Origin of the sequence: Tsuneonella deserti (genome assembly GCF_014644315.1) — a bacterium.
Classification (GTDB): Bacteria; Pseudomonadota; Alphaproteobacteria; order Sphingomonadales; family Sphingomonadaceae; genus Tsuneonella; species Tsuneonella deserti.
The window spans coordinates 2,027,141-2,053,569 of record NZ_BMKL01000001.1 but is presented as its reverse complement, the minus strand read 5'-3'; the positions used below and the strand labels follow the sequence as shown (position 1 = coordinate 2,053,569).

General features: G+C 66.3%; 28 protein-coding genes and 1 tRNA gene. 16 read left to right on the top strand and 13 right to left on the bottom strand.

Annotated features, from left to right (window positions below; all coding sequences use genetic code 11):
- Positions 1-345 precede the first annotated feature (345 nt).
- Complete coding sequence (locus IEW58_RS10075; RefSeq protein ID WP_188644995.1) at positions 346-519, top strand: DUF465 domain-containing protein; 174 nt, start codon at positions 346-348, stop codon at positions 517-519.
- Positions 520-591: 72 nt separating this feature from the next.
- Entirely contained in the window at positions 592-1,578 is a 987-nt protein-coding gene (locus IEW58_RS10070) for a TerC family protein (protein ID WP_188644994.1), read from the top strand.
- On the opposite strand, the gene IEW58_RS10065 is transcribed toward IEW58_RS10070, so the two are convergent.
- A complete protein-coding gene (locus IEW58_RS10065; protein WP_188644993.1) occupies positions 1,517-2,479 on the bottom strand; it encodes a LysR family transcriptional regulator in 963 nt (320 codons plus the stop codon). The two genes, IEW58_RS10070 and IEW58_RS10065, sit on opposite strands and share 62 nt — an antisense overlap.
- Before the next feature lie 95 nt (positions 2,480-2,574).
- On the opposite strand from IEW58_RS10065, the gene IEW58_RS10060 reads away from it, so the two are divergent.
- Entirely contained in the window at positions 2,575-3,270 is a 696-nt protein-coding gene (locus tag IEW58_RS10060; RefSeq protein WP_188644992.1) for a pirin family protein, read from the top strand.
- An 87-nt stretch (positions 3,271-3,357) separates the two neighbouring features.
- Positions 3,358-3,936: an NADPH-dependent FMN reductase gene (locus tag IEW58_RS10055; protein ID WP_188644991.1), complete on the top strand. Its 579-nt coding sequence runs from the start codon at positions 3,358-3,360 to the stop codon at positions 3,934-3,936.
- 105 nt (positions 3,937-4,041) lie between these two features.
- On the opposite strand, the gene IEW58_RS10050 is transcribed toward IEW58_RS10055, so the two are convergent.
- A tRNA-Ser gene (locus tag IEW58_RS10050) sits at positions 4,042-4,134 on the bottom strand.
- Between the two features lie 187 nt (positions 4,135-4,321).
- On the opposite strand from IEW58_RS10050, the gene IEW58_RS10045 reads away from it, so the two are divergent.
- The 3 genes from IEW58_RS10045 to IEW58_RS10035 are packed head-to-tail and all read left to right on the top strand — an operon-like array spanning position 4,322 to position 6,908.
- Entirely contained in the window at positions 4,322-5,122 is an 801-nt protein-coding gene (locus IEW58_RS10045; protein ID WP_188644990.1) for a DUF1134 domain-containing protein, read from the top strand.
- A gap of 59 nt (positions 5,123-5,181) precedes the next feature.
- On the top strand, positions 5,182-6,363 hold the full coding sequence (locus tag IEW58_RS10040; protein WP_188644989.1) for an amino acid aminotransferase: 1,182 nt from the start codon (positions 5,182-5,184) through the stop codon (positions 6,361-6,363).
- Positions 6,363-6,908 (top strand): GNAT family N-acetyltransferase, encoded by a 546-nt coding sequence (locus IEW58_RS10035; RefSeq protein ID WP_188645764.1) that lies wholly within the window; start codon positions 6,363-6,365, stop codon positions 6,906-6,908. The genes IEW58_RS10040 and IEW58_RS10035 overlap by 1 nt, the downstream gene beginning before the upstream one ends.
- A 66-nt stretch (positions 6,909-6,974) precedes the next feature.
- Here IEW58_RS10035 and IEW58_RS10030 read toward each other — a convergent pair whose 3' ends face one another.
- The 4 genes from IEW58_RS10030 to secB form a co-directional block, all read right to left on the bottom strand.
- The gene (locus IEW58_RS10030) at positions 6,975-7,682 is read right to left on the bottom strand and encodes a DUF4136 domain-containing protein (protein ID WP_188644988.1); all 708 of its coding nucleotides are present in this window, start codon (positions 7,680-7,682) and stop codon (positions 6,975-6,977) included.
- Positions 7,683-7,814: 132 nt separating this feature from the next.
- Positions 7,815-8,846 (bottom strand): tryptophan--tRNA ligase, encoded by a 1,032-nt coding sequence (trpS, locus tag IEW58_RS10025; protein WP_188644987.1) that lies wholly within the window; start codon positions 8,844-8,846, stop codon positions 7,815-7,817.
- Positions 8,847-8,849: 3 nt separating this feature from the next.
- Positions 8,850-10,445, bottom strand: a complete 1,596-nt coding sequence (murJ, locus tag IEW58_RS10020) for a murein biosynthesis integral membrane protein MurJ (RefSeq protein WP_188644986.1) — start codon at positions 10,443-10,445, stop codon at positions 8,850-8,852.
- Positions 10,446-10,484: 39 nt separating this feature from the next.
- Positions 10,485-11,024, bottom strand: coding sequence for a protein-export chaperone SecB (gene secB, locus IEW58_RS10015; RefSeq protein ID WP_188644985.1), 540 nt, complete (start codon positions 11,022-11,024; stop codon positions 10,485-10,487).
- A gap of 217 nt (positions 11,025-11,241) precedes the next feature.
- Here secB and IEW58_RS10010 point away from each other — a divergent pair, with 217 nt between their 5' ends.
- From IEW58_RS10010 to IEW58_RS09985, 6 genes are all read left to right on the top strand, one after another.
- On the top strand, positions 11,242-11,898 hold the full coding sequence (locus IEW58_RS10010; RefSeq protein ID WP_188644984.1) for a Tim44/TimA family putative adaptor protein: 657 nt from the start codon (positions 11,242-11,244) through the stop codon (positions 11,896-11,898).
- A 48-nt stretch (positions 11,899-11,946) separates the two neighbouring features.
- Positions 11,947-13,128 carry a murein transglycosylase A gene (gene mltA / locus IEW58_RS10005; RefSeq protein WP_188644983.1) on the top strand — a complete coding sequence of 394 codons (1,182 nt, stop codon included), beginning with the start codon at positions 11,947-11,949 and terminating at the stop codon, positions 13,126-13,128.
- Between the two features lie 230 nt (positions 13,129-13,358).
- Positions 13,359-13,748, top strand: a complete 390-nt coding sequence (locus tag IEW58_RS14030; RefSeq protein ID WP_308419274.1) for a Smr/MutS family protein — start codon at positions 13,359-13,361, stop codon at positions 13,746-13,748.
- Between the two features lie 55 nt (positions 13,749-13,803).
- Complete coding sequence (locus IEW58_RS09995) at positions 13,804-14,877, top strand: calcium:cation antiporter (protein WP_188644981.1); 1,074 nt, start codon at positions 13,804-13,806, stop codon at positions 14,875-14,877.
- Between the two features lie 56 nt (positions 14,878-14,933).
- Positions 14,934-15,290, top strand: coding sequence for a hypothetical protein (locus IEW58_RS09990; protein WP_188644980.1), 357 nt, complete (start codon positions 14,934-14,936; stop codon positions 15,288-15,290).
- Between the two features lie 50 nt (positions 15,291-15,340).
- On the top strand, positions 15,341-15,646 hold the full coding sequence (locus IEW58_RS09985; protein ID WP_188644979.1) for a hypothetical protein: 306 nt from the start codon (positions 15,341-15,343) through the stop codon (positions 15,644-15,646).
- 76 nt (positions 15,647-15,722) lie between these two features.
- On the opposite strand, the gene katG is transcribed toward IEW58_RS09985, so the two are convergent.
- The 5 genes from katG to aroC all read right to left on the bottom strand — a co-directional run bounded on the left by katG (position 15,723) and on the right by aroC (position 22,796).
- Entirely contained in the window at positions 15,723-17,933 is a 2,211-nt protein-coding gene (gene katG / locus IEW58_RS09980) for a catalase/peroxidase HPI (protein ID WP_188644978.1), read from the bottom strand.
- Positions 17,934-18,079: 146 nt separating this feature from the next.
- Positions 18,080-19,669, bottom strand: a complete 1,590-nt coding sequence (ahpF, locus tag IEW58_RS09975; protein ID WP_188644977.1) for an alkyl hydroperoxide reductase subunit F — start codon at positions 19,667-19,669, stop codon at positions 18,080-18,082.
- A 150-nt stretch (positions 19,670-19,819) separates the two neighbouring features.
- A complete protein-coding gene (gene ahpC, locus IEW58_RS09970; RefSeq protein WP_188644976.1) occupies positions 19,820-20,386 on the bottom strand; it encodes an alkyl hydroperoxide reductase subunit C in 567 nt (188 codons plus the stop codon).
- A 174-nt stretch (positions 20,387-20,560) separates the two neighbouring features.
- Positions 20,561-21,616, bottom strand: a complete 1,056-nt coding sequence (locus tag IEW58_RS09965) for an ankyrin repeat domain-containing protein (protein ID WP_188644975.1) — start codon at positions 21,614-21,616, stop codon at positions 20,561-20,563.
- Positions 21,617-21,713: 97 nt separating this feature from the next.
- The gene (gene aroC, locus IEW58_RS09960; RefSeq protein WP_188644974.1) at positions 21,714-22,796 is read right to left on the bottom strand and encodes a chorismate synthase; all 1,083 of its coding nucleotides are present in this window, start codon (positions 22,794-22,796) and stop codon (positions 21,714-21,716) included.
- A gap of 296 nt (positions 22,797-23,092) precedes the next feature.
- On the opposite strand from aroC, the gene ruvA reads away from it, so the two are divergent.
- Genes ruvA through ruvB form a run of 3 tightly spaced genes read left to right on the top strand, consistent with a single transcriptional unit; the run spans position 23,093 to position 25,105 of the window.
- Positions 23,093-23,689 carry a Holliday junction branch migration protein RuvA gene (gene ruvA, locus IEW58_RS09955; RefSeq protein WP_188644973.1) on the top strand — a complete coding sequence of 199 codons (597 nt, stop codon included), beginning with the start codon at positions 23,093-23,095 and terminating at the stop codon, positions 23,687-23,689.
- Complete coding sequence (locus tag IEW58_RS09950) at positions 23,686-24,081, top strand: GFA family protein (RefSeq protein ID WP_188644972.1); 396 nt, start codon at positions 23,686-23,688, stop codon at positions 24,079-24,081. The genes ruvA and IEW58_RS09950 overlap by 4 nt, the downstream gene beginning before the upstream one ends.
- The gene (gene ruvB, locus IEW58_RS09945; protein ID WP_188644971.1) at positions 24,074-25,105 is read left to right on the top strand and encodes a Holliday junction branch migration DNA helicase RuvB; all 1,032 of its coding nucleotides are present in this window, start codon (positions 24,074-24,076) and stop codon (positions 25,103-25,105) included. Before IEW58_RS09950 ends, ruvB begins: the two co-directional genes overlap by 8 nt.
- Positions 25,106-25,689: 584 nt before the next feature.
- Here ruvB and IEW58_RS09940 read toward each other — a convergent pair.
- Positions 25,690-26,067, bottom strand: coding sequence for a hypothetical protein (locus tag IEW58_RS09940; RefSeq protein WP_188644970.1), 378 nt, complete (start codon positions 26,065-26,067; stop codon positions 25,690-25,692).
- Entirely contained in the window at positions 26,068-26,349 is a 282-nt protein-coding gene (locus tag IEW58_RS09935) for a hypothetical protein (protein WP_188644969.1), read from the bottom strand.
- Positions 26,350-26,429: the final 80 nt, after the last annotated feature.

Below are 26,429 nucleotides of genomic sequence, written 5' to 3'. Positions count from 1 at the left end.
TCTGCCCTCAGTCTCGGCCCGGCCTCGTGAACTGATAATGAAGCCAAATTACACGCTTGAAGGCGAGCGGCAGCCAAGACGCGGGCAGCGATGCGTTCCCGGTTCAAACGGCGAATGGCCAAAGAATTGGCTGCCCCACTTGAAACCCGAAATCCGCTTTCTCACATCGAATGAGCGGACCGGGCCCCTCTGGCGCCGGCTCCGGGTTTCAATCCCTGAGCCAGCGTGATGTCGGACCGCATCGGATGTTGCCGATGCCGGGCCCGGGCTCCTCCCCCCTCTGCCCCAAATCCGGTGTCGGCACATCCGATCGAACCTGTGCACCTGTTCGATAGGGAGACTGTCATGTCCGACCGTTATTTCGCGTTGCTCGAGCGTCATCAGAAGCTCGACGAGCGTCTGCGCCTGATGCAGCGCGTGCGGAGCGCCGATCCGCACGAAATCGTGAGGCTCAAGAAGCTCAAGCTGGCACTGAAGGACCAGCTTTCGCGTCTTCTCCGCCGCCCCGCGCGGGGCTGATACGAACGCGGCTGGCGCGCCTCGGCCGATCCGGTCCGCGCGCGGCCGCGAGGTTGCCAGGGACCCAGCGCAATGGACTTCCTTACTCTCGACCTGCTGGGCACCCCGGCATGGTTCTGGCTCGTATTCGCGGGCCTCGTACTGGCGCTCACCGCATTCGACCTCGGTTTTCTCCATAAGGACGACCGCGAAATGGGGATCGCGGAATCGCTCAGGCTGAGCGCCTTCTACATCGCGGTCGCTCTTGCCTTCGGCGCGTGGATCTGGGCCGAGCGGGGGGGCGAACTCGGGATGCAGTATTACACCGGGTTCTTCATCGAGAAGGCCCTGTCGATCGACAACGTATTCGTGATCAGCCTGATCTTCGGCTACTTCGCGATCCCCGCAAAATACCAGTACCGGGCCCTTCTCTGGGGGATCATCGGCGTCATCGTCCTGCGCGGCATCATGATCGCCGGCGGCGCCGCGCTCGTAGCCGAGGCATACTGGATGCTCTACCTGTTCGCCGGGTTCCTGATCGTCACCGGCGTGAAAATGTTTTTCGCCGGCGACCACCAGCCCGATATCGGCAATAACGCCGCGGTGCGCTGGATATCGGCGCACATGCGGGTGACGCGCGAACTCCACGCCCAGCACTTCTTCGTGCGCCAGCCTGACGAGCGGACCGGCAAGCTCGTGCTCGCCGCCACCCCGCTCTTCCTTGCTCTGGTCGTCATCAATCTTGCCGACCTGGTGTTCGCGGTCGACAGCGTGCCGGCCATCTTCGCTATCACCACCGACCCGTTCATCGTCTACACGAGCAACATCATGGCAATCCTCGGCCTGCGTGCGCTCTATTTCGCGCTCGCGGCGATGGTCCACCGGTTCCACTACCTGAAGTACGCCCTCGCGGCTGTGCTTGTGTTCATTGGCGGCAAGATATTCGTGGCTGACTTCGTGCTCGGCGGAGACAAGTTTCCCCCCGTGCTCAGTCTCGGGGTCACGGCCATCCTGATCGCTAGCGGGGTGCTTTACTCGCTGTGGAAGACGGGCGCGGAACCTGCCGCAGGGTCGCGCTAGGTGCGTTCGCGAGACGTTTCTCGAGCGCTTCGAGCATCCAGCTGGTTGCCGGGCCCGGACTGCTGTCCTTCCGCCAGAGTGCGAACAGGTCGTAATCGACGATTGGGTTTTCTGGTATGTCGAGGCGCACCAGCCGCCCGCTCGCAATCTCCGACGCGACGAGGTGGCGCGGCATGTTCCCCCAGCCGATCCCTTCAAGCAGCAGGCTGTGTTTCGCGCCGAGATCCGCCAGGCGCCAGGTCCGGGGGCTGAGGACCGAGAAATCCTTGCCCTCCGTCAGCTGCGACCGATCGGTGAGAACAAGCTGCAGGTGGCGGCGCGCCTCGCCGGGGGGGATGGATTTCATTCGGGCCAGCGGGTGGCCCGGCGCCGCGACGGGGGCGAGCATCACGCTGCCGAGCGCGCGGCGCTGCAGTTCCGGCAGGTCGACAATGTCGGGCCCGGCCACCGCGAGATCGGCCCGGTGGTCCACCACAAGGGCCGCAACCGCTCCCAGAGCCTCGACGTGGAGGCGCAAGTCGACGGTAGGGAACACCTGCTGGAAGTCGCTGAGTATGCCGGCAAGTGCAGCGCCGGACACCATGACGTCGACTGCCAGCGAGAGTTCGCTTTCAAGTCCCTGCTGGACGCTTCGCACACGGGCCATCAACCCGTCGACTTCGTCGATCACCGAGCGCGCATCGGCCAGCAGCGCGCGGCCTGCTTCGGTGAGCCTGGGCTTGCGCGATCCCTGCCGATCGAACAGCTGGACCCCGAGCTGAAGCTCCAGTGCCGCGATGCCGTAGCTGATGACGGACAGGGCTCGCCCGAGCTTCCGTGCAGCCTGATTGAAGCTGCCGTGCTCGGCCACGGCGAGGAAAATCCTCAGCTGATCGACCGTAGGGCTGCCGACGTCCACCATTCAGATTTCCAGAACATTTCGTCGCGTTTTATCGCGCTTATGCTGGATACCCGCAAGGGCCATATCGGTCTCGACAGGAAATTATGGAGACTGACATGATCGAAGTTCGACGCTTCGGCACCTTGGGCGCCGCCGACCACGGATGGCTCGACGCGCGGCACCACTTTTCATTCGCCGACTACCATGATCCCGAGCGGGTCAACTGGGGCCAACTGCGGGTGTGGAACGATGACACCATTGCCCCCCGAAGCGGCTTCCCCCCCCATCCGCACCGCGACATGGAGATCATCACTTACGTCAGGAAAGGCGCGATCACCCACCGCGACAGCCTGGGGAACGAAGGTCGGACCGAAGCCGGCGATGTTCAGGTAATGTCGGCCGGCAACGGCGTGACGCACTCCGAATACAACCTCGAGGATGAGCCGACGCAGATCTTCCAGATCTGGATCATTCCCGACGAGCGTGGCGGCGAACCTGGCTGGGGCGCGCGGCCGTTTCCCAAGGCTTCCCGCAACGGCCGTTTCGAACCGCTCGCGTCTGGCATCGATGGAGATGACGCTCTGCCGATCCGCGCCCATGCCCGTGTGCTCGGCGCGACGGTCAGGGCCGGGGAAACGGTGGCGTACGAGACGTCGCCCGATCGTCACCTCTACCTCGTGCCAGCGATTGGCAGCGTCCGGGTCGGCGAAGTCCAGGTCGACGCCCGTGACGGCGCCGCGATCACCGGTGTGTCCCGCATCGAAGTGACCGCGATTGAGGATGCCGAACTGGTTCTGGTGGACGCGCGCTAACCCGTCGCAGTCCATCATCCCCGCCGGCGAGGGAGCCTCCCCCCTCGCGCTCCCTCGCCGCCATTTTCAAAAATCGGAGAAAATCTAATGACCAAGACCCGCAACGTCGCCGTGATCGTCGGCAGCCTGCGCAAGGATTCGCTCAACCGCAAAGCCGCGCTCGCGCTGGCCGATCTGGCCCCCGAGGGCATCGAACTTTCGATCGTCGAAATCGGCGACCTGCCCCATTACGACGAGGATGCCGAAGCCGCCGGACCACCCTCGTCGTGGACGCGCTTCCGCGAGCAGGTGAAGGTGAGCGACGCCGTGCTGTTTGTCACGCCAGAATACAACCGCTCGGTCCCCGGCGTTCTCAAGAACGCGATCGATGTCGGATCGCGCCCCTATGGGGCGAGCGCCTTCAGCGGGAAGCCGGCGGCGGTGATGTCACTGTCGCAGGGAGCGATCGGCGGCTTCGGCGCCAACCACCACTTGCGCCAGTCGCTGGTGTTTCTCGACATGCCGATCCTTCAGCAGCCGGAGGCTTATGTAGGAAACGCCGGATCGCTGTTCGACGAGAACGGTGCGCTTGTACCGGGCGATACCCGCGACTTCTTCAAGTCGTTCATCGAGACGTTCGCCAAGTGGATCGAACGCACCGGCGCCGACGGGGAGGATTCGCAATGACCCGGAAGGAGAAATGGGAGATCACGTGGTTCTCCGCGGCTCTCTTCGCCATGCCGGCGATGATGGCGCTGCTCGCTTGAGCTGCGACGAAAACGGCGGAAGCAGTGGCGGAGACGGAGGGATTCGAACCCTCGGTACCGGATTTACCAGTACGACGGTTTAGCAAACCGTTGGTTTCAGCCACTCACCCACGTCTCCGGATCGCAGCGGCGAGCGGGGCCTATAGCGGCGGGCCGAAGGGGCGGCAAGGGGTTGGCGGCACGTCATTTCGCCACTCGGCTCGCCGCAATTCGGATTCGCTTCGTCGCGCGTTCATTGCCGCTTCACCCCGCGAGGACTCTCTTGGCGCGTGGACATATCCCCCTTGGGGGCGGAGGGAATTATCATGAGTAAGCTCACGCGCTTCGTGCGCCAGGGATGGATCGCCGCACTCGGCGCGGCAGTGCTGGCGGCCTCGCCTGCAATGGCCCAGATGCAAAGCATTGATCCCAACGCCGGCATCGATGCCGACCTGGCGCAGGTGCCCGAAGCGCCGGGCGAGCCTTCGCCGTACGACCGTAGCACGACCTACACCGCGACGCCTCCGGCCGATGCTCCGGCGGAAGTAGCCGCCGACTGGGCCGACCCTGTCGTCACGAGTGCCGACCCTTCGGCCGCGGCGAGCCAGGCTGCTGCCGAACCGGCCGTCGCCGCCGCGCAGGGTGATACCTACAAGAAGGACGACCTGATCGGCGCAGCCGAAGGCGTATTCGGCAAGGGAGCCGAGGGCCTGGCCCGGATGATAGAGGACCTGCTGGCGAAGCAGGGCGAGCCCAATGCCTACATCGTCGGTCGCGAGGCCGGCGGCGCCTTCATCGTTGGCGCGCGCTATGGCTCGGGCACGCTTTACCATAAGGTCGAAGGCCAGCGGCCCGTCTACTGGACCGGCCCCTCCATCGGGTTCGACGCCGGCGCGAACGCGGGCAACACCTTCGTTCTGGTGTACAACCTCTACGACACCGAGGAACTGTTCGAGCGGTTCCCGGCCGGAGAAGGCGCGGCGTATGTCATTGGCGGGCTCAACGCCTCTTACATGCGCAAGGGCAACACGGTGCTCATTCCCATCCGGGTCGGCGCGGGCCTGCGGCTGGGCGTCAATGCCGGCTATATGAAGTTTTCCAAGAAGCAGCGCTGGTTGCCGTTCTGAGCCGAGCGACCTTGCGTTAGCAGTTGCAGCGCGAACCGCTTGGAGTAAGGCGTTCGGCCATGCTCGAACGCCTTGCCCCCGCATCGCCCGACGCGCTCCTAGCGCTGATCAAGCTCCACGCCGCCGATAACCGGGCCGACAAGATCGACCTGGGGGTCGGCGTCTATCGCACCGGACAGGGGGATACCCCGGTGTTCGGCGCCATCAAGGCGGCCGAGGAGCGGCTGGTCGAGACGCAGGCGTCCAAATCCTATCTCGGTCCTGAAGGGGACATGGGCTTCGTCGAGGCACTGATGCCTTACGTGTTCGGCGCCGACGATCCGTCGATGGGCGGGCGGATCCAGGGGATGCAGGCGCCAGGCGGTACCGGCGCGGTGCGCCTCGCGGTGGCGCTGGCCAAGGCGGCCGGGGTGTCGAAAGTCCACCTCGGCGTGCCGAGCTGGCCGAACCACGCGCAGATACTGGCCGACCTTCCGCTCGAGATGGCGCCGTTCGACCATGACTGCGACGACGGCACTGCGAATATCGAGGCGGTCCTTGGCGCAATTCGCGGCGCGGGCGAGGGCGAGGCGGTCGTGCTTCACGGCTGCTGCCACAATCCCACCGGCATCGATTACACGCCGGAACAATGGCGCGAGATTGCCGAAGCACTGTCCGACAGCCCGATCCTGCCGATCATCGACCTCGCGTACCAGGGGCTGGGGTATGGCATGGAGGAAGACGCTTTCGGACTGCGGACTGTCCTCGCCGCGGTGCCCGAGGCGCTCGTGGCCTATAGCTGCGACAAGAACTTCGGCCTCTACCGCGACCGCGTGGGCGCGCTCTATGTGATGGCCCGCGAAGCCGGCGATCTCCCCGCGATCATGTCGAATGCGGCGGCGCTGGCGCGGGCCAACTGGTCGATGCCGCCCGATCATGGCGCTGCGGCGGTGCGGCTCGTTCTGGACGATCCCGCGCTCACCGCGCAGTGGCTGGACGAACTCGACACCATGCGCGCGCGCATGCGCCAGGTGCGCGAGCGACTCGCCGCGGCCGGGCAGGTGGGCACCCTGGACCTCACGCCGCTGGGCTCGCAGAACGGGCTGTTCTCCATGCTCAGGCTCGACAAGGAACAGGTGGCGCGGCTGCGCTCCGATCACGCGATCTACATGGCCGCGTCGGGCCGCATCAACGTGGCCGGCCTGACGCAGGGCAATATCGACAAGTTCATTGCCGCCCTCGGCGACGTGGCGAAAGAGTGATCGACCGGCAGCCGACTCTGGAGGGTGCGCGGCTGCTCCTGCGGCCGTTGCGCCCGGATGATTGGGACGCGCTTTATGCCGTCGCATCGGACCCGCTGATCTGGGAAGTCCACCCGGCGCATGACCGCTGGCAAGAGCCGGTATTCCGCGCCTACTTCGACGATGCCATCGCGCAGGGCGGCGCGCTGGCGGTGATCGACAAGTCCAGCGGGGCCATGATCGGTTCGTCGCGCTTCCAGAACTATGATCCCGACGATGGCGGCTCGGTCGAGATCGGCTGGACCTTCCTCGCCCGCTCCCACTGGGGCGGGACGTACAACGCCGAGATGAAGCGCCTGATGCTCGCCCATGCCCTGGCCAGCGTGGAGCGAGTGGTCTTCCGCGTGGGGGAAACGAACTGGCGCTCGCGCGGGGCGATGGAGAAGATCGGCGGGCGCCTGACCGACCGGGTCGACATCACCCAGCTGCCCGCGGGACCCGCGCGTCACGTCATCTACGAGATCGATCGCACCAACTTTGCTTCGGGCCCGCTTGCGTCAGACTGAACGCAAAGAAAAGGGCGGGCCGCATCTCTGCAGCCCGCCCCGATCGAGGTTGTCCCTGAATTGCGATCAGCGCTGAGTGCGCTTCACCGGCTGGTTTTCCGGCGCGATCGAGATCCGCACGGTCTCGCCGCTGCGGCCCGGGAAGTCGGTGAACAGCGCCTGCACCAGGTTCGGCACCAGGTACTGCAGACGGTTCGAGGTCGACACCGCTTCGGCCTTGCCTTCGAAAAGGCGCTGGCCAGTGGCACGGTTGTCGATCTTCATGTCGATGCCGCTGGTGTAGACGGTGTAGACGTCGAGCCCGTTATCGAAGAACGGATCGTAGAACCCGTAGCTCCACGGCCGGCCCCAATATCCGCGGCCACCGAACGACGGACCCCAGCCGAACCGGCTGTAGGGATAGCGGCGGTAGCCGAACCAGGGATCGTAGAACGGATCGGCGAAGGCCGACTGGCGAACGCGCTGGCGTCCCTTGTCCACGCCGTAATCGAAGCGGACCAGCAGATCGGCGTTCTCGGGCGTGGCAGCCTGGATGTAGCCGAGCCGGTTCAGGTTGGCTTCGACGTAATCGGCGTACTGCGCGAATTCGAGACCGCCGGCGAGTGCCGGATCTTCCGCCACGACCGCGAAAGTCTGGCCCTGCGGCGCCGGAAGCTGCGAGGCATAACGCTGCACGTTGGCGTTGAACGGAGTCGCGCAGGCAGCCAGCGCGCCGAGCGCGATGGGCACCGCGACGAGCTTCAGCTTGCGACCCCAGTTAGTTAGGATGGACATGATGCGAACCCCTTAGATGCAAGTGCAAAACGCAGCTTCCGAGGCCCCCGAGGCAGGCGCAAGCTGTCATCTGTGCGGCAGGATGTAAAGTACGAGCGGTGAACCGAATTTGAACGGATCGCCAAGCAATGTCTATGCCAGCTCGCTTCGTCCTCGCACCAAGCCGAGTGCGGAATAGGTCGCATCGAGGGTGGGCCGGGCAAGCTCGCGCGCCTCGGCCCCGCCGCGGGCGAGGATCGCGTCGAGTTGCTCGCGATCGGACAACAGCTCGCGAAACCGTCGGGAAATCGGGCGAAGGGTTTCGACCAACAGCTCGCCGAGCGCGGGCTTGAACACGCCGAAGCCTTGCCCGCCGAAACGCCCCAGCACTTCTTCGGTCGATTCGCCGGTAAGTGCGCCGTAAATCGCCACCAGGTTGGCGGCCTCGGCCCGCCCTTCCAGTCCCGCCGGTTCGGACGGTAGCGGCTCGGCATCGGTGCGCGCCTTGCGGATCTTCTGCATCACCAGGTCGGCGTCGTCGACGAGGTTGATCCGGCTCATGTCGCTGGGGTCGGACTTGCTCATCTTCGAGCTGCCGTCGCGCAAGCTCATGATCCGCGCCGCGCCGGGGGGCACGATCGCTTCGGGTAGCGTAAACACCGGCGCATCGGCGCTGGCGAAGTCGTTGTTGAACTTCTGCGCGATGTCGCGCGCCAGTTCGAGGTGCTGCTTCTGATCCTCGCCCACCGGCACGTGAGTCGCCTGGTACAGCAGCACGTCGGCTGCCTGCAGCACGGGATAGACGAAAAGGGCAACCGATTGGCCTTCGCGGTTCTTGCCGGCCTTGTCCTTCCACTGGGTCATACGGTTGAGCCAGCCCATCCGGGCGGTGCCGTTGAGCAGCCATTCGAGCTCGGCATGGGCGGGCACCTGCGCCTGGTTGAACAGGATGGAGCGCGCCGGATCGATTCCGCAGGCGACGAGGGCGGCGGCCATTTCCAGAGTAGCGCGGTGCAGTTCGGCCGGATCGTGCGGCATGGAGATCGCGTGCAAGTCGGCCAGGAAGAACAGGCACTGGCCCCCTTCCGGCATGTTGTCCTGCATGAGCACCCAGTTGCGGATCGCGCCCAGGTAGTTGCCGAGGTGCAGGTTACCGGTTGGCTGGATGCCGGAGACGACTCGCATGAACTATTCCGAAAGATTGACCGCTTGGGCCGGGCGCCGCCGCCGTAGCTGGGCGAGGAGGTCCTTGTCGAGCGCGCCGAGCGCAAAGGCGGCGGCGAAGAATACCGCCATCCCGCTCACCACGAGAAGGCCGAGCGACCATACCCGCTCGACCACGTTGCCCCCGTAGCGGTCGGCCAGTCGCGGCATGAGCCACCAGAGAAAGGCGGCCATCAGGGCCGAAGCGACGACCTGGCGGACGATCCGCCCGGCAAGGCGCCCCGTCAGGTGGAACCAGCCGCGCATCTGCAGCAAGGTGTAGAGGGTGAGCACGTTGAGCGTCGCCGTGAACGCGGTCGCTGCCGCCAGCCCAACGATGCCATACCGCGGCACGACGTAGAAATTGAGCGCGACGTTGATGGCCAGCGATCCGGCAGCGACGAAAACCGGCGTGCGTGTATCCTCGCGGCTGAAGAAAGCCGGCTGGAAGACCTTGACCAGCACGTAGGCGGGCAGGCCGCAGACGAGGGCGATGACGATGTCGGCCATGATCGCACCGTCCGCCGGGGTCATCTTGCCGCCGACGAAGAAGGCGGTGACGAATGCGGGCGCGCAGATCGCCAGCGCTGCCGCGGCGGGCAGGGTGAGCAGCGTGCCCACTTCGACTGCGTTGGCCTGCAGCCGCTGCGCCTCGCCCTTGTCGCCTTGCTGGATATGTCGTGCCAGCATCGGCAGGATCGCCGTTCCAAGAGCAATGCCGAAAATGCCCAGCGGCATCTGGTTGAGCCGGTCGGCGAGCTTGAGCAAGGTCAGCGAGCCTTGCGGCAGGCTGGTGGCGAAGAACGTGTCCACCAATTGGCTGACCTGGTAGATGCCCGCCCCGAAAGTGGCCGGCAGGATCAGCAGGCCGAGCCGCTTGACCTCGGGCGTGAAGCGTGGCCGCGACACGTGCAGGCGTACCCCGGCTCGCCGCGCGGACCACCACATGTACAGCAGTTGCACCCCGCCCGAGACAGTAAGCGATACCGCCAGCGCCCAGGCGACCACAGTGTCGCTGCCATCGGCGCCCCGCAGGTACCAGCCGACGACGATCCCGGCGATCATCACGATGTTCAGGAATACCGGCGCGAACGCTCCCGGGGCGAAGCGGCTGCGCGCGTTGAGCACGCCCGACAGCATCGCCACCAGGCTCACCAGCGCGAGGTAGGGAAAGGTCATCCGGCTGAGCCAGACCGACAGCTCGAACTTGCCCGGCACGTCCTGGTATTCGCGCGCGAGCAGCCAGACGATGCCGGGCATGGCAATCATGCAGATCGCGCTGAAACCCAGCAGGACCCAGACGAACACCGACAGCACGTCGCCGGCGAAGCGGTCGGCGCCTTCCTCTCCTTCCTCGCCGTGCAACGCGCGCGAATACATCGGCACGAAGGCGACGCTGAACGCGCCTTCCGCGAACAGGCGCCGGAAGGTGTTGGGCAGGGTGAAGGCGAGCTGCCAGGCGTCGGCGGCAAGGCCGGCGCCCAGCACCCGGGAAAGCAGCATGTCGCGCACGAAGCCGAACACGCGGCTGATCGCGGTCAGCCCGCCGATCGTGCCGACGTTGCGGACGAGACTGCTCAAATGATCACCGCCGCTTGCCCCTGCCGGCGGGTGCCGCGATCAGGCCTGGCCCATCGGCGGCGGAGTGTCGCCGGCGGCTGCCGCCTCTTCGTCCGCGCGCCGCTGCAGCTGCGCCAGGTAGAGCCCGTTAAAATCGATCGGATCGACCATCAGGGGCTGGAAGCCGAGATCGCGGGTCGCGTCGGCGATCACGCGCCGGGCGAACGGAAACAGCAGGCGAGGCGCTTCGGCGTAGAGGAACGCGTGGACGTGCTCGTCCGGCATGTTGCGCAGCCCGATCAGCCCGGCGTAGGCAAGCTCGATGAGGTAAAGGTCGCCCTCGTCCACCTTCGCCGAAACCCGTACCTTCAGCTCGACCTCGTGCACTTCCTCGTTGATCTGCTGCGCGGCGATGTTGAACTGCAGGTCGATGTTGGGCGCCGACTGCCACTGGTAGCACGCGGGCGAATTGGGGTTCTCTACCGAGAGATCCTTCACGTACTGCGAGAGGATTCCGGCCACCGGCTGGTTGTCGGCGCCGTTGCCGGTCGCTGCGGAATCGAGGTTGAGATCGGTCAGCACGTCGCCTTCGTCGGCCATGATAAGCGGGTATCCTGCAGGTGGGCGCGCGAGCGGTTGGCCCGCGCTTGATGGACGGCGCGCCTAGCACCGCTGGCGAACCGCCGCAACGGCGCACCCGATGGGCGACTTCGTGCGTTGTTCGTTTGTAATTGGCACCTATCTAGGGCACGATTACACCACCATGCGCACAGCGGCTCCGGCGCCGTGCGCGCACATGTGAAAGACCGATTGGGCCGTGATACTTCAGATCGTCATCCTCGCCATGATCGCCGCCTTCCTCGGCCTGCGGCTTTATTCGGTGCTCGGCCGACGTGCCGAGCACGAGGAAGAGCCGGTGCCGACGCGGTTCGATCCGGTCGACAGCGTCTCCCAGCGCGCTGCCATCCCGCAGGCGCGCGCAGCGCAGCCGGCCCGGCCGCTCGGCCTCGACGGGGCACTCCCCGCGGTGGAACGGGGGGTGCGCGATATCGCCGCGGCAGACCGCCGGTTCGACGTCTCGGCGTTTCTCGATGGCGCGAAAGCGGCCTATGCGATGATCCTGGAAGCTTTCTGGAAAGGCGACCGCGAAACGCTGCGCGAGCTGTGCGACGATGATGTCTATGCGGGGTTCAATTCCGCCATCACCGATCGCGAGGCGGCGGGCGAAACGCTCGACAACCGTCTCGTGCGGATCGAGGACGCCCGGATCGAATCGGCCGAGCTGGTCGGCGGGATGGCGCGCATCACCGTGCGCTTCGTGGCCGATATCGCTGCCGTGACGCGGGACAAGGATGGGACGGTGATCGCCGGGTCGCTTAACGATGCGATCGAGACTCGGGACTTGTGGACCTTCAAGCGCGATGTGCGCGAGAGCGATCCGCACTGGCAGCTCGACGAGACCGACGAAGGCTGATCGCACTTTCTGCGGCGCGGTCCGCAGGGTGGATAACGGGGGACGCACATGCACGTCAGGCTGGCGGCAACCATCGCGCTGCTGACCGTGGCGCTCGCAGGCTGCCGGATGATCCCCGCGGGACCGGTCGAGCCGACTCCTCCCGCGCCAGTCGCCACCAATGCGCTCACCGCGGGCCTGAAGCCCGGACCATCCGTCGCATCGCTGGGGTTGCGGCCCGCCGATGCGCTTGCCGCGCTGTCGAGCTTCCGGGAGAGCTGCCCGAAGCTGCTCGCGCGCGCCGATGCCAGCGGGCTGACCAGCGGATCGCAGTGGGAGCCGGCATGCACCGCGGCGCGCGGCTGGGGCGAAGGGGACGCGAACGCGTTCTTCGAGCGTTATTTCGAGACCGCCAAAGTGGGCGAGGGCACGGCTTTCGCGACAGGCTACTACGAACCCGACATCGCCGGCAGCCGCACCCGCCTGCCGGGCTACGACGTGCCGGTTTACGCCATGCCGGCCGATCTGGTCCGCGGATGGCCCGACGATATTCCGCAGTCCGAGCGCACCGGTCGCGCGCCGCTCGGCCGGTACGATGCCAGCGGCAAGTTCGTGCCCTATTACAACCGGGCCGAGATCGATGCCGGCGCGCTCGCGGGACGCGGACTGGAAATCGCCTGGGCGCATGATCCCGTCGAGCTGTTCTTCCTCCAGATCCAGGGATCCGGGCGCCTGGTCGCCCCCGATGGTTCGGTCATGCGCATCGGCTATGCAGGGCAGAACGGCCGCGAATACGTGGGCATCGGCGCGGTCATGAAGGAGCGCGGGCTGATCGGCCCGGGCACCGCGTATCCCACCTCGATGCAGGGCATCATGGCCTGGCTGCGCGACCATCCCGAAGAAGGCCGCGCAATCATGGAAATGAACCAGTCGTGGGTGTTCTTTCGCGAGCTGAAAGGCGACGGGCCGCTTGGGGCGCTGGAGGTTCCGGTGCGCCGCGAGAGCTCGGTCGCCGCCGACCCGGCCTATGTCCCGCTCGGCGCGCCCGTCTGGCTCGACGTGGACCGCGCCGAAGCGGACGGGCTGTGGATCGCACAGGATACCGGCGGCGCCATCAAGGGGGCCAACCGGTTCGACACGTTCTGGGGCGCCGGCCCCGATGCGCGCGCGATCGCAGGCGGAATGAGCGCGCGCGGCACCGCGCTGGTCCTGCTGCCGAAAGGGACGGTCGAGCGGCTGACGGGCAAGTGAAACCCCCGCGCGGCTTGAGCGCGGAGGAGTCCGAGGCCTGGGCCAAAGTCTCGCGGACGGTGCGCCCGCTGGCATCGCTCCGCCCACGCAAGGCGAAGCCTGCTCCCCGTCCCGAACCTATGCCCGCACCTGCACCCGCGCTTACGCCCGCACCGGCTCCGACCCGGATTGACTTGGCCAAGGCGCTCGAGACGGCGCGATCGGCTCGCGCGGCTCGTCCGGCGAAGGCAGTGACAGACGCAGCCAGGGGGGCTCCCCTTCCTTCGTCGCCGCGCGGCGGGCTTGACTCCCATTGGGACCGACGATTCCGCTCAGGCTCGATCGAGCCGGACTTCACCCTCGATCTGCACGGCCACACGCTCGACCAGGCGCACGACCGGCTGGATGCCGGCCTCGCGCAGGCGCGTGCGCTCGGCGCGCGAGTGGTGCTGGTCATCGCCGGCAAACCTCGACCCGTGGACCCGGCCGACCGGGCGGACCGCCGTGGAGCGATCCGCGCCAAGTTGCTCGACTGGCTCGCTGCCGGGCCTCATGGGGCGAGCATAGCCGCTGTGCGAAGCGCGCACCGGAGGCACGGGGGCGAGGGAGCGCTCTATCTCATCCTCAGGAAGCACGGCTGAGAAGGAGACTTGGCCGGGCGTTGATCGACAAGCCCGCTTCGCTACTGTGGCAACGATGCACTTGCTGATGCGCCACTGGCCGACCGTCGCCCCGTTCGTCGCTTGGGCGGTGCTTGGGATCCTCTGGTCCTGGACCGTCTCTCCCGTGGTTAGCGGATTGGCGCTCGTCCTCGCCGTGCTGGCAGCCGTCCACCATGCCGAAGTCATCGCCCACAAGGTGGGGGAGCCGTTCGGCACACTGATCCTCGCGCTTGCCGTGACGATCATCGAAGTGGGTTTGATCGTGTCGCTGATGAGCGGCGCCGGAGAAGCCGCGGCCACGCTGGCGCGCGACACGGTGATTGCGGCGGTGATGATCATCCTGAACGGACTGATCGGCATTTGTCTACTGATCGGCGCGCTCAAGCACCGCGAGCAGTCGTTCCAGCACACCGGGGTAGCCGCCACGCTCGCCACGTTGACTGCGCTCACCGTCCTCAGCCTCGTACTGCCCAATTACACGGTCAGCGAGGCCGGGCCGGTCTACTCGCCCGAGCAGCTCGCCTTCGTCGCGGTCGTCTCGCTGATCCTCTACGGCACCTTCGTTACCGTGCAGACGGTGCGGCACCGGGACTATTTCCTCCCGCCACGTCATCTAGCGGTGGACGAGGACGCCCATGCCGAAGCGCCGAGCGGTCGCGCGGCCTTGGCATCCGCTGTTCTGCTGCTGGTGACCCTTGGCGCCGTGGTGTTGCTGGCCAAGGAGCTTTCCGACCCGGTCGAGGCGGCGGTGGCATCGCTCGGCGCGCCGCGGGCGATAGTCGGCGTGATCATCGCCGCGCTGGTGCTGCTCCCGGAAGGCGTCGCCGCCACCCGCGCTGCGCTCGCCAACCGGGTGCAGACGAGCCTCAACCTCGCGCTGGGTTCGGCGTTGGCGACGATCGGACTGACCATCCCCGCCGTGGCCGTGCTGTCAATTATCCAGGACCTGCCGATAGCGCTGGGGCTGGGCGCGAAGGGGACCGCATTGCTCCTGCTCAGCCTGCTGGTCACCACGCAATCGCTGGCCACCGGGCGCACGACCATTCTGCAGGGCATGGTGCACCTGGTGATATTCGGCGTATACCTGTTCACCACCGTGGTGCCCTGATCGCCATCTTACGGGGGCGCCCTTTTTCCGCCGCCCCGCTGTGCTAGGCGAACCGGATGGCCGGGTTTCTTCCTTCCCTGTTGCGCCTGCGCGTCGTGGCGAGCCTGCTGCTCGCCGTGGTCGCGCTGCAGGCCACGCCGGCCCAGCCGTTGCCGGTTTCTCCGGACAAGGGACCCGCGTTCAGCGCGAGTTCCGCCGAAGTCGCGGTGGTGGCGCGCCGCGCGCAGCTTGCGGAACCGCGTCCGCAGGTCCAGCCGGACCCGCTGCCGCCGCCCCCCCTGGCACTGGCTCTTGCACAGCCGCGGCTGGCCCACGCCGCCCGGCAGATCTTCCAGGCGCCTGCCGACCCGCTGCATCACCTCTCGCTCGAACTGCGGCCGGCAAGCCCTGCAACAGGTCCCCCCGCTGCCTGATCTTCCGCCCTTCGCGGGCCTCGTTCCAAACGAAAGATCAAGGTAAGACAATGTCATATGAAGACAGTGGCGCGCCGCGCCACGAAGGCGGCCTCGCGCCGATCGAAAGCGTGCTCGCGCGCTATCCCGGAATCTCCGATGAAGAGCTCCGTGCGCTCAAGTCATGGTTCATGCGCGAGGCATCCGCGCTCGACGTAGGAATGCTCGCCAGTAACGAAAGGATCGCGCCTCAATATGCGCAGTTCCGCGCGGATCACCTCGACCGGCTCGGCACGAGGGATGCGATGAACGCGCTGGCGTGGATCATCGCCGCCGCGGTGGTGATTGCGGGCGTGGTGCTGGTCGCGATGAAATAAGCGTCCTCCTCGTGCCAACGAGAAAGGCCCCCGGCAGCGATGCCAGGGGCCTTTTACGTTCAAGCGGTTCGTCCGATCACTTGTGGTATTTGGCGCACTTCAGGTCGAAGCGGTCGGCGTCCATCACCTTGGTCCATGCCTTCACGAAATCGCGCACGAACTTCTCCTCGTGCCCGTTTTCGGCATAGACGTGGCCCACCGCGCGCAGTTCGGAGTTGGAGCCAAAGATCAGATCCGCGCGAGTGGCCCGCCACTTTTCGCCGCCTTCCTTGCGGTCCTTGGCGATGTACTCCTGGTCGTCCGAGCCCTCGACCGCGCTCCAGACATTGGTCATGTCATAGAGATTGACGAAGAAGTCGTTCGTCAACTGGCCCGAACGCTTGGTGAAGTGGCCGTGGCCGCGCTCGCCGTGATTGGCGCCGAGCACGCGCAGGCCGCCGATCAGCACGGTCATCTCGGGGACCGAGAGGCCGAGCAGCGATGCGCGATCGAGCATGATCTCCTCGACCCGCACCGCGAGCTTCTTCTTGCCGACATAGTTGCGGAACGGATCGGCCTCAGGTTCCATCACCGCGAAGCTGTCACCGTCTGTCTGCTCCTCGGTCGCGTCGCCCCTGCCGCCGGTAAAGGGCACGGGCACGTTGAACCCGGCGTCGCGGATCGCCTTTTCCAAGCCAACCACGCCGCCGAGCACGATCGCGTCCGCCAGGCTCATCGAACCACGCAGGCCGTCTAGCGTCGAGAGGACCTTGGCCAGCATCTCCGGCTCGTTGACTTCCCAGTCCTTTTGCGGAGAGAAGCGGATGCGCGCGCCATTGGCGCCGCCCCGATGATCGGACTTGCGATAGGTCGAGGCGGAAGCCCACGCAGTCTTGATCAGCTGGCTGACCGTCAGGCCGCTGTTGGCGATCTTGTCCTTCACCGCCGCCACATCGGCATCGGACGGCATCGTTCCGGCAGGCACAGGGTCCTGCCAGATGAAGTCCTCCGCCGGAACTTCGGGGCCGAGGTAGCGGATCTTGGGACCCATGTCGCGGTGGGTAAGCTTGAACCAGGCGCGCGCCCAGGCATCCTTGAACGCCTCGTGGTCGTGCCGGAACTTCTCGCTGATCGCGCGCAGTTCGGGGTCCATCTTGAGCGCCATGTCGGCGGTGGTCATCATCGTCGGGACCTTCTTGTTCGGGTCCCACGCGGCCGGCGCCATGTCTTCCGGCTTCTGGTTGATCGGCTGCCACTGCTGCGCGCCCGCGGGCGAACGGACCAGCTCGTATTCGTAGTCGAGCAGCAGACGGAAGTAGTTTTCGCTCCACTGGGTAGGTGTGTTGACCCACGATCCCTCGATGCCGCTGGTGACCGTGTGTTCGCCGCAGCCGCTGTTGTTTGTGCTGACCCAGCCGAACCCTTGCGCCGAGAGGTCGCCTCCCGCCGGCGCGGGGCCGAGCTTCGACGGATCACCGTTGCCGTGCGCCTTGCCGAAGGTGTGTCCGCCGGCTGTGAGCGCGACGGTTTCCTCGTGGTTCATCGCCATGCGCTCGAACGTTGCCTTGATATCGCGCGCCGATTGCAGCGGATCGGGGTTGCCGCCCGGACCTTCGGGATTGACGTAGATGAGGCCCATCTGGATCGCCGCGAGCGGTCCTTCGAGCTCGTGCATCCCGTGCTCGGGCGAGATGCGGGTCTGCACCCCCTGGTTGACCCACTTGTCTTCCGAGCCCCAGTAGATGTCGCGCTCCGGTTCGTAGACGTCGGCGCGGCCGCCGCCGAAGCCGATGGTCGGCCCGCCCATGCTCTCGATCGCGACGTTGCCGGCGAGGATGAACAGGTCGGCCCACGAGATGTTCTGCCCGTACTTCTGCTTGATCGGCCACAGCAGGCGCCGCGCCTTGTCGAGGTTGCCGTTGTCGGGCCACGAATCGAGCGGGGCGAAGCGCTGCTGGCCGGTATTCGCGCCGCCGCGCCCGTCCGCGGTGCGGTAGGTACCCGCTGCGTGCCATGCCATGCGGATGAAGAACGGGCCGTAATGCCCATAGTCGGCCGGCCACCACGGCTGGCTGTCGGTCATCAGGGCGGTGAGGTCCTGCTTGAGCGCGTTGTAATCGAGCGCGTTGAACGCCTCGGCGTAGTCGAAGTCCTCGCCCATCGGGTTCGACGGGCCGTTGGGATTGAGGATCTCGGTCGCCAGCATTTCCGGCCACCAGTCCTTGTTGGTGCGTCCCAGCAGGGCGCGCACGCCGCCGTCATGGGGAACCGGGCAGCCGCCCTCGATCGAACCGGTCTTGGCGTCCATCGTATCCTCTCCTTTCGCTCGCCCCGTTCGGGGTCGTCAGAAGGAGAGAATGCCGCCGTTCGGGTTATTCGTCCAATCGATTAAGTGCGATTGTTCAAGCGAACCGGGCGATTACCGGCGGCCCGTGCAAGTGACGCGGCGAAGGGTCATGCCGCCTGAGCAATATCCTCGGGCGCCTCGGTGCGAATCAGGTAGTCGAACGCGGAGAGCGCGGCCTTCGATCCTTCGCCCATCGCCACGACGATCTGCTTGTAGGGCACGGTCGTCGCATCGCCCGCGGCGAACACGCCCGGAACGTTTGTGCGCCCCTCGCCGTCGGTGACGATCTCCCCGTGGGGCGAGAGCTCCAGCCCGCTGTCCTTCAGCCATTCGGTGTTGGGGACAAGGCCGATCTGCACGAACACGCCTTCGAGCGCGATTTCACGCTCTTCGCCGGAAGTGCGGTCCTTCCACTTGAGCCCGCTGACCCGGCCGTTCTCGCCGAGCACTTCGGTGGTCTGCGCGCCGGTGAGGATATCGACGTTGCCCATGCTCTGCAGCTTGGCCTGCAGCACCGCGTCGGCGCGCAGCCTGGCATCGAATTCGATCAAGGTGACGTGACCGACGATCTTGGCAAGGTCGATCGCCGCTTCGACGCCCGAGTTGCCGCCTCCGATCACCGCGATCCGCTTGCCCTTGAAAAGCGGGCCGTCGCAGTGCGGGCAATATGCCACGCCCTTGTTTCGGTACTCCGCCTCGCCCGGCACGCCGAGGTTGCGCCAGCGCGCGCCCGTCGCGAGGATCAGGCTGCGGGTCTTGAGCGTGCCGCCGCCTGCGAAATGGACGGAGTGCAGCCCGCCCGCCTGCCGCGCGGGCTCGAGCCGCTCGGCCGCGGCGAGGTTAATGAGCTCGATCCCGTTCGCCTCGACCTGCCCCTTGAGTTCGCCCGCGAGTTTCGGTCCCTCTGTATAGGCGGTGCCGGGCAGGTTCTCGATCCCGAGCGTATCGTTGAGCTGACCGCCGAAGCGTTCCGCGGCAATGCCGGTCGTGAAGCCCTTGCGCGCGGTGTAGATGGACGCGGCGACGCCGGCAGGGCCGCCGCCGATCACCAATACTTCGAACGGCGGTTTTTCGGACAGCTTCGCCGCCGCCTTGGCGGAAGCGCCGGTGTCCAGCCGGGCGAGAATTTCGGCCAGCTCCATCTTGCCGTTCCAGAACGGCTCGCCATTGAGGAAGGTCGCGGGCACCGCGAGCACGCCGCGCTGCTCGACTTCGGCCTGGTAGGCGCCGCCTTCGATCAGGGTGGCGGTCACGCGCGGGTTTTCCAGCGCCATCAGGGTGAGCGCCTGCACGACGTCCGGGCAGTTGTGGCACGAGAGCGAAAAATACATCTCGAACGCGAAATCGCCTTCGAGATTGCGGACCTGCTCAAGCGTTTCGGGATCGACCTTCGGCGGATGTCCGCCGGCCCATAGCAGCGCGAGCACGAGCGAGGTGAATTCGTGTCCCATCGGCAGCCCGGCGAAGCGCACCCAGCGGGCCGGATCGCTCGCGCGGCGGATCACGAAGCTGGGCTTGCGATCGTCATCACCGTCGAAACTGGCACTGACCATCTCGTGCAGCGCAGCGATCTCGTTCAGCAGGTCGCGCGTCTGGGCCGACTTCGCATCGTCACCCAGCGATGCGACGAGCTCGATCGGCTCGCGCAGGTTGGCGAGGTAGTTCTTGAGCTGGGTCTGCATCGCTGCGTCGAGCATGGTGATCCTTCGATTGAAAAAGGGGAAAAAGGCCCGGAGCTGCTTCGAGGGGGATTTGGCCCCGGGCCTTCCAGCGACCCGAGCAAGGCTCGGGCTTTTGCCGGGACGCCAGAGGAGGGGGAAGGCGCCCCGGTAAAAAGTTGGTAGTGCTTAGAGCTTGCCGACGAGATCGAGGCTCGGCGCCAGTGTCTCTTCGCCTTCTTCCCAGGCGGCAGGGCAGACCTGGCCGGGGTTGTTGCGGACGTACTGGGCCGCGCGGATCTTGCGCACCAGCTCGTTGGCATTGCGGCCGACACCTTCGCTGGTGATTTCGACCAGCTGGATCACGCCATCGGGATCAACCACGAAGGTGCCGCGGTCGGCCAGGCCCTGGCCTTCGCGCAGGACGCCGAAGTTGCGGGCGAGGACGTGGTTCTGATCGCCCAGGAACGGGAACTGCAGCTTGCCGATCTTGTCGCTGGTGTCATGCCAGGCCTTGTGGCTGAAATGCGTGTCGGTGCTGACGGCATAGACTTCGACGCCCAGCTTCTGCAGCATCGCGTAATGCTCGCCGAGGTCTTCGAGCTCGGTCGGGCAGACGAACGTGAAGTCCGCCGGATAGAAGAAGAATACGGCCCACTTGCCGGCGACGTCGCCGTCGGTGACCTGGAAGAAGTCCTTGCCGGCCTGGAAGGCGGTGGCGGTGAACGGCTGGATCTGGCTGCCGACGATACCCATGCGTAAATTCTCCTCGCGTGAAGGGTGTGAAACTGACGAGGGGCAGATAGGCATTATTGCAGTGCAACAAAGCCGATTGTTGCGATTGCGAGCATCGAAATTTTCAATCACTCGCGCGGAATTTATGAAAACTGCCGCTCCCTGACGGGAGGGCTCAACACGAAATTTGGTAACTCACTTCAGGCGTGAGCCATCGTAATGCGTGCAGCAATCGCTGGAGAGGATGATCGTCTCTCCCAGAGTGCTGAGCGCGTCGGTGTTGTTGTAAACAAGCCAGTCTGCGTCGTTTTCGCCATTCTCGAGGATCACGCCGGGTGCCACCGGATTGGGCTTCCACTGCCCACGGATCGTCCTTGCCCCAGACGAAGTCTGGACCCGCCAGCTATAAGTGCCGTCGGCGGAAATCCGCAGTGGCGGCAGTCGCATCCCCCCACTGACGGTGCGGTAGACATTGCGCCCGTCCGTCAGCAAGCCCGTCGCGACGGGCACGCTGATGCGCCAGTCGCCAACGAAGTACGAAGTCCAGAAAGGCTCGCGCTCCGGCGCTACGACGAAGTAATTGCTGTAGCTGCCGCTTGGGCCATCGACGATGCTGTAGCCGTACTTGGGATCGATGTCCTTGATGACGCCGCGATCCCAGGTCTTGCCGCCACTGCCCGAATAGATGACGTTCTGCCCCACCTGGTAATGACCGATCGCCGGCCACCTGGAGGAACCTGCCGCGAAGTTCGCTTCCCTGGCCGTCGCTCCGCTATTCGTCTTTTCGGTTGGAGGTGCCGAAGGCGGCGTAGCGGGCGTCGGCCCGGACCGGACGCCACCTTCCAGCAGAGCCAGCACCTTCGCCTGCCGGTTCATCTTCGCCTGAGCCGTCGCGGTGCCGAACGTTGGATGTGCCGCGCCGGTATCGGCACCGGCCGCGATCAGCAGCTTGACCGCTTCGATGCATCCCTCGCCCGCAGCGAGCATGAGGGGCGTGTAGCCGCCCGAGTTCACCGAGTTCACGTCCGCGCCCTTCGCCAACAGGGCCGATACTTCGGACGGCCGGCACTCCCTTGCCGCCGCGCTGAGCTGCATTTCGACCACGTCCTGCGCCGCCACGGGACCAGCCCCGCCAATCGTCCCGGCAAAAAGCAACGCCAGCGACAAAATCAGCCTTGGCGACCCGCTCGATCGCACTTTCGCGCATGAGCGAGGGCTGTCGTTGGCAAAGACGTCGATCAAGTTCGGCATGAAACTTTCCGCTGCAGTTCTGTGGGGTTCAGACTGGCAAGAAAGTTATTCGCAAATCACATCGATCTATTGGAACTTCGCGACAATAATCCCGGCGTCAGCCGCACTGCGCCCGGTGCAGCAGCTTGTGGTCGGCCAGCACCAGCGCCATCATCGCCGCGACTACCGGCGTGCCGCGGATCCCCACGCAGGGATCGTGGCGACCCTTGGTGCGGATTTCGGTCGCGTTGCCCTCGCGGTCGATGGTTTCGACCGGGGTGAGGATCGAACTGGTGGGCTTGAACGCCACCCGCAGCACCACAGGCTGACCGGTCGAGATGCCACCGGCGATGCCGCCAGCGTGGTTCGCTTGGAAGACCGGCGGGCCGCCGCCGGGCCGCATCGGGTCGGCATTCTGCTCACCGGACAGGCGCGCCGCGGTGAAGCCATCACCGATTTCCACGCCCTTGACCGCGTTGATGCCCATCATCGCGCCCGCCAGATCGGCATCGAGCTTGGCATAGATCGGCGCGCCCCAGCCGGCGGGGACCCCTTGCGCGACGCATTCGACCACCGCGCCGAGGGATGATCCGGCGAGCCGCGCCTCGTCCACCGCCTGCGCCCAGCGCGCGGCCGCGGCCGGATCGGGGCACCAGAAGGGGTTGTTGGCGATTTCGGCCGCGTCGAACCTCGCGCGGTCGATCGAGTCGCCGCCGATTTCGACCACGTAGGCCTCGATCGTGACTTCGGGGATGACCAGTCGCGCCACCGCGCCCGCCGCCACCCGCGCCGCCGTCTCGCGCGCCGACGAGCGCCCGCCGCCGCGATAGTCGCGAAAGCCGTACTTGGCGTCGTAGGCGTAATCGGCATGGCCGGGGCGGTATGCCCGGGCGACTTCCGAATAGTCCTTCGATCGCTGGTCCACGTTCTCGATCATCAGGCTGATCGGGGTTCCGGTCGTGCGTTGTGTGCCGTCTTGGCCCTCGAACGTGCCGGAGAGGATGCGGACCGGATCGGGTTCCTGCCGCTGGGTCGTGAACTTGTTCTGCCCCGGCCGCCGAGCATCGAGCCACGGCTGGATGTCGCCTTCCGCCAGCGAGAGGCCGGGCGGGCACCCGTCGAGCACCGCGCCGAGCGCGGGCCCGTGGCTCTCGCCCCAGGTGGTCATGCGCAGCACGCGGCCGAAGGTGTTCCAGCTCATGTTCGCCTCATTTGCGCAATCCCCGAGCGGTGTCGAGCATCGCGCGCGGACGAGGTTCTTTGCCGGGCCAAGGTTTTCCTACTTCCGGCCAATTCGCCAAGGATGCGCGATGCCGATCCTTCGCCCTTCCGCCGGTCCCGGGATTGGGGGATCGGAGAGTCGGATTTTTCTTCTCCAGGACAGTGGTCCATGCGGTCCATGGCTCCAACAAACGGGCCTGCGGACGAAGCGCGCTCGGCGCTGGTCAAACCCGTTCCGGTGGGGCAGGAACAAATCATGATTGCCAAGCGCGCCATATGATTGCGAAACTTCGGGGCCTGCTCGACGAAACCGGTGTGGACTGGGCGGTGATCGACGTCGCGGGCGTCGGCTACCTCGTCCACTGCTCGTCCAAGACGCTCGCCGCCCTGGGCGAAGCGGGAGAGGCGTGCACGCTCTTCACCGACCTGCAGGTGAGCGAGAACGACATGCGCCTGCTGGGCTTCGCCACGGCCGGGGAACGCGACTGGTTCCGCTTGCTCACGCAGGTGCAGGGAGTTGGCAGCAAGGTTGCGCTGGCGATTCTCTCCGCCCTCGGCACCGACGAGCTGCAGCGCGCCTGCGCCGCGCAGGATGCCGCCACCGTGGCGCGGGCTCAGGGCGTTGGACCCAAGCTCGCCAGCCGCATCGTCAACGAGCTGAAGGACAAGGCAGGCGCGCTGCCTGCCGCTGGCGGAATGGCGGCACCGTTGCCGAAGGGCGGAGCCAGCGCCGACGCGGTTAGCGCCCTGCAGAACCTCGGGTTCAAGCCCCCCGTCGCCGCCGCCGCCGTCGCCCGCGCGATCGAGGAACTGGGCGAGGGCGCGGCGGAAGGCGATCTCATCCGCGTGGCGCTAATGAGGGCAGCGGGGTGAGCCGCGTCGCAAAGTGCCAGTGCGGCGCGCTGACCGCCGTTTGCGAGGGCGAGCCCGAATACGTTTCGGCATGTCACTGCCTCGATTGCCAGCGCCGAAGCGGCGCCCCGTTCGCGGCACAGGCGCGATTCCGCGCGGACCGGGTGGTCTTTCACGGTGACAGCCGCGTATGGTCGCGCAAGGGCGACGAAGGCGGGGTGGCGGACATGCATTTCTGCCCTGGCTGCGGCTCCACCGTCTGGTACATGGCCCGCTCGAAACCGGATCTGGTCGCCATTCCGGTAGGCACCATGGGCGATCCGGCCATGCCCCCGCCTGCCTACTCCGTGTATGAAGGCCGCAAGTACCCGTGGGTTTGCATCATCGGCGACGATATCGAACGCTATGACTGAACCTGCTCCGCTTCATTCCCCCCAGCGTCTTCCCGACGACCCCGACGCCGCGCTGCGCCCCAAGTCGCTCGGCGAGTTCGTCGGGCAGGAGGCGGCGCGGGAAAACCTGCGGGTGTTCGTCGATGCCGCCAGGGCGCGCGGCGAAGCGATGGACCACGTGCTGTTTTTCGGCCCGCCGGGGCTGGGCAAGACCACGCTCGCCCAGATCGTCGCCAAGGAGCTCGGCGTGGGCTTTCGCGCCACCAGCGGTCCGGTGATCGGCAAGGCCGGGGATCTCGCCGCGCTGCTGACCAACCTCGAAGCGGGCGACGTGCTGTTCATCGACGAGATCCACCGGCTCAATCCGGTGGTCGAGGAAGTGCTCTATCCGGCGATGGAGGACCGCGCGCTCGACCTCATCATTGGCGAAGGGCCCTCGGCACGCTCGGTGCGGATCGACCTGCCACCGTTCACCCTGATCGGCGCGACCACCCGCCAGGGGCTGTTGACCACGCCGCTGCGCGACCGGTTCGGCATTCCCGTGCGGCTCAATTTCTACACGGTCGAGGAACTGGAGGGGGTGGTCACGCGCGGCGCGCGGCTGCTCGGCCTCTCCATCGAGGAAGGCGGCGCGCGCGAGATCGCCCGGCGGAGCCGCGGCACCCCGCGTGTGGCGGGACGGTTGTTGCGGCGGGTGCGGGACTTCGCCCACGCGGCGGCGGCCGGAACGGTCACCGCCGCGGTCGCCGATGCCGCGCTGACCCGCCTGGAGATCGACCGGCTGGGGCTCGATGCGATGGATCGCCGCTACCTTTCGATGATCGCGGGCATCTACAAGGGCGGGCCGGTGGGCGTGGAGACGCTGGCTGCGGGCCTCGCCGAGCCGCGTGACACGGTGGAAGAAGTGATCGAGCCTTACCTCATCCAGCTCGGCCTCGTCGCCCGCACCGCGCGCGGGCGGTGCCTCAACGATGCCGGGTGGACCCATCTCGAGATGACGCCGCCGAGCGGCAGCCAGGCGGGGCTGTTCGACCCGGGAAAATAGCTTTCGGGCGCGGCGATTCGGCAGCAAAGCCGCGGGTAGGCGAGGGAATCCGAGAGCCGCTGGTTAACCGGCCCCGCCTAACGGTGCCGCTATGGGACAGACTTCAGCCTCAGCCGCCGCGAGGGTTCGAAAATGCCCGAAAACACGCATTTTTCTGGTTAATTCCGTTGTCGCGCGGGGGGCGGCGGGGTTTCCTGATGGAGCAGGGGCATGTCCCGGCCGGACCCGCCGGCAGGCCAGCGCTCCCGAACAGGCAACGGAAGACTAACCATGTCGGTCAAGATGGCCCTCGCAAAACTATCCGCCACCGCCGCGGGCACTGTCCTGCTCGCCGGAGGCGCGGTGCACATGGCTGAGAAGCCACTTGCAGCCTCGACCAGCGTCAAATCGACGAAGCCGACGAAACCGACCAAGGCGGTGCGCTACACCAAGCCGCGCCACGTGGCACAGCGCCATGTGCCGCGCCCCGTGCACCGCAAGCGCCGCATCGTCCGCCGCGAGGTGGAATGCGTCCCCGCCGGCCCGGCGGTGGGCTACTTCGCGGGACCACAGCAGGTGCAGGGCGACAACGTCTGCCCACCCATCTACCAGATGGCGCTCGCACCCGTGCCGCTGCCCCCGGCGGCCCCGGTCAGCGGCGGCAGCGGCGGGGTGACCGTGGTCGGCGGCAGCGGCGGGTTCGGCGGTTTCGGCGGCGGATTTTTCGGCGGCTTCTTCGGCGGCGGATCGAGCGGTGGCAGCGTGGTGGTCAGTTCCACGACCACGGGCTCCACCTCGGGGAGCTCAAGCTCGTCCGGCGGCATCGTCATCGACATCGACAACAACAACAACGCCAGTTCGACTTCAACCAGTTCGGGCAATGTCTCGACCTCCACCGGCGGTGTGTCGACTTCGACCGGAGGAGTGACGACGTCCACGTCGACTTCGACCAGCTCGGGTAACGTGACCTCGAGCTCGGGCAACTATTCGAGCACTTCGACTTCGGGCAATGTGTCCACGTCCACCAGTTCGAGCACCTCGGGCAACGTTTCGACCAGCACCTCTACTTCGGGCAACGTCACCAGCAGCACCTCGACTTCATCGTCGAGCAGCACTTCGTCAAGCAGCTCCACCTCATCGAGCAGTTCGACCTCGTCGTCGACATCCTCCTCGAGCTCCAGCTCGACCAGCGGCACGCCCGTTCCGGCGCCGCCGATGATGGTGCTGTTCGGGGCTGCGGCTGCAGCGGTGCTGAGCCGGCGCAAGAAGATCGAAAAGGCGGACTGACCTCGAAGCACTCCGCCTGACGGGAAGGGGCAGCCCCCGCGAGGAGGCCGCCCCTTCT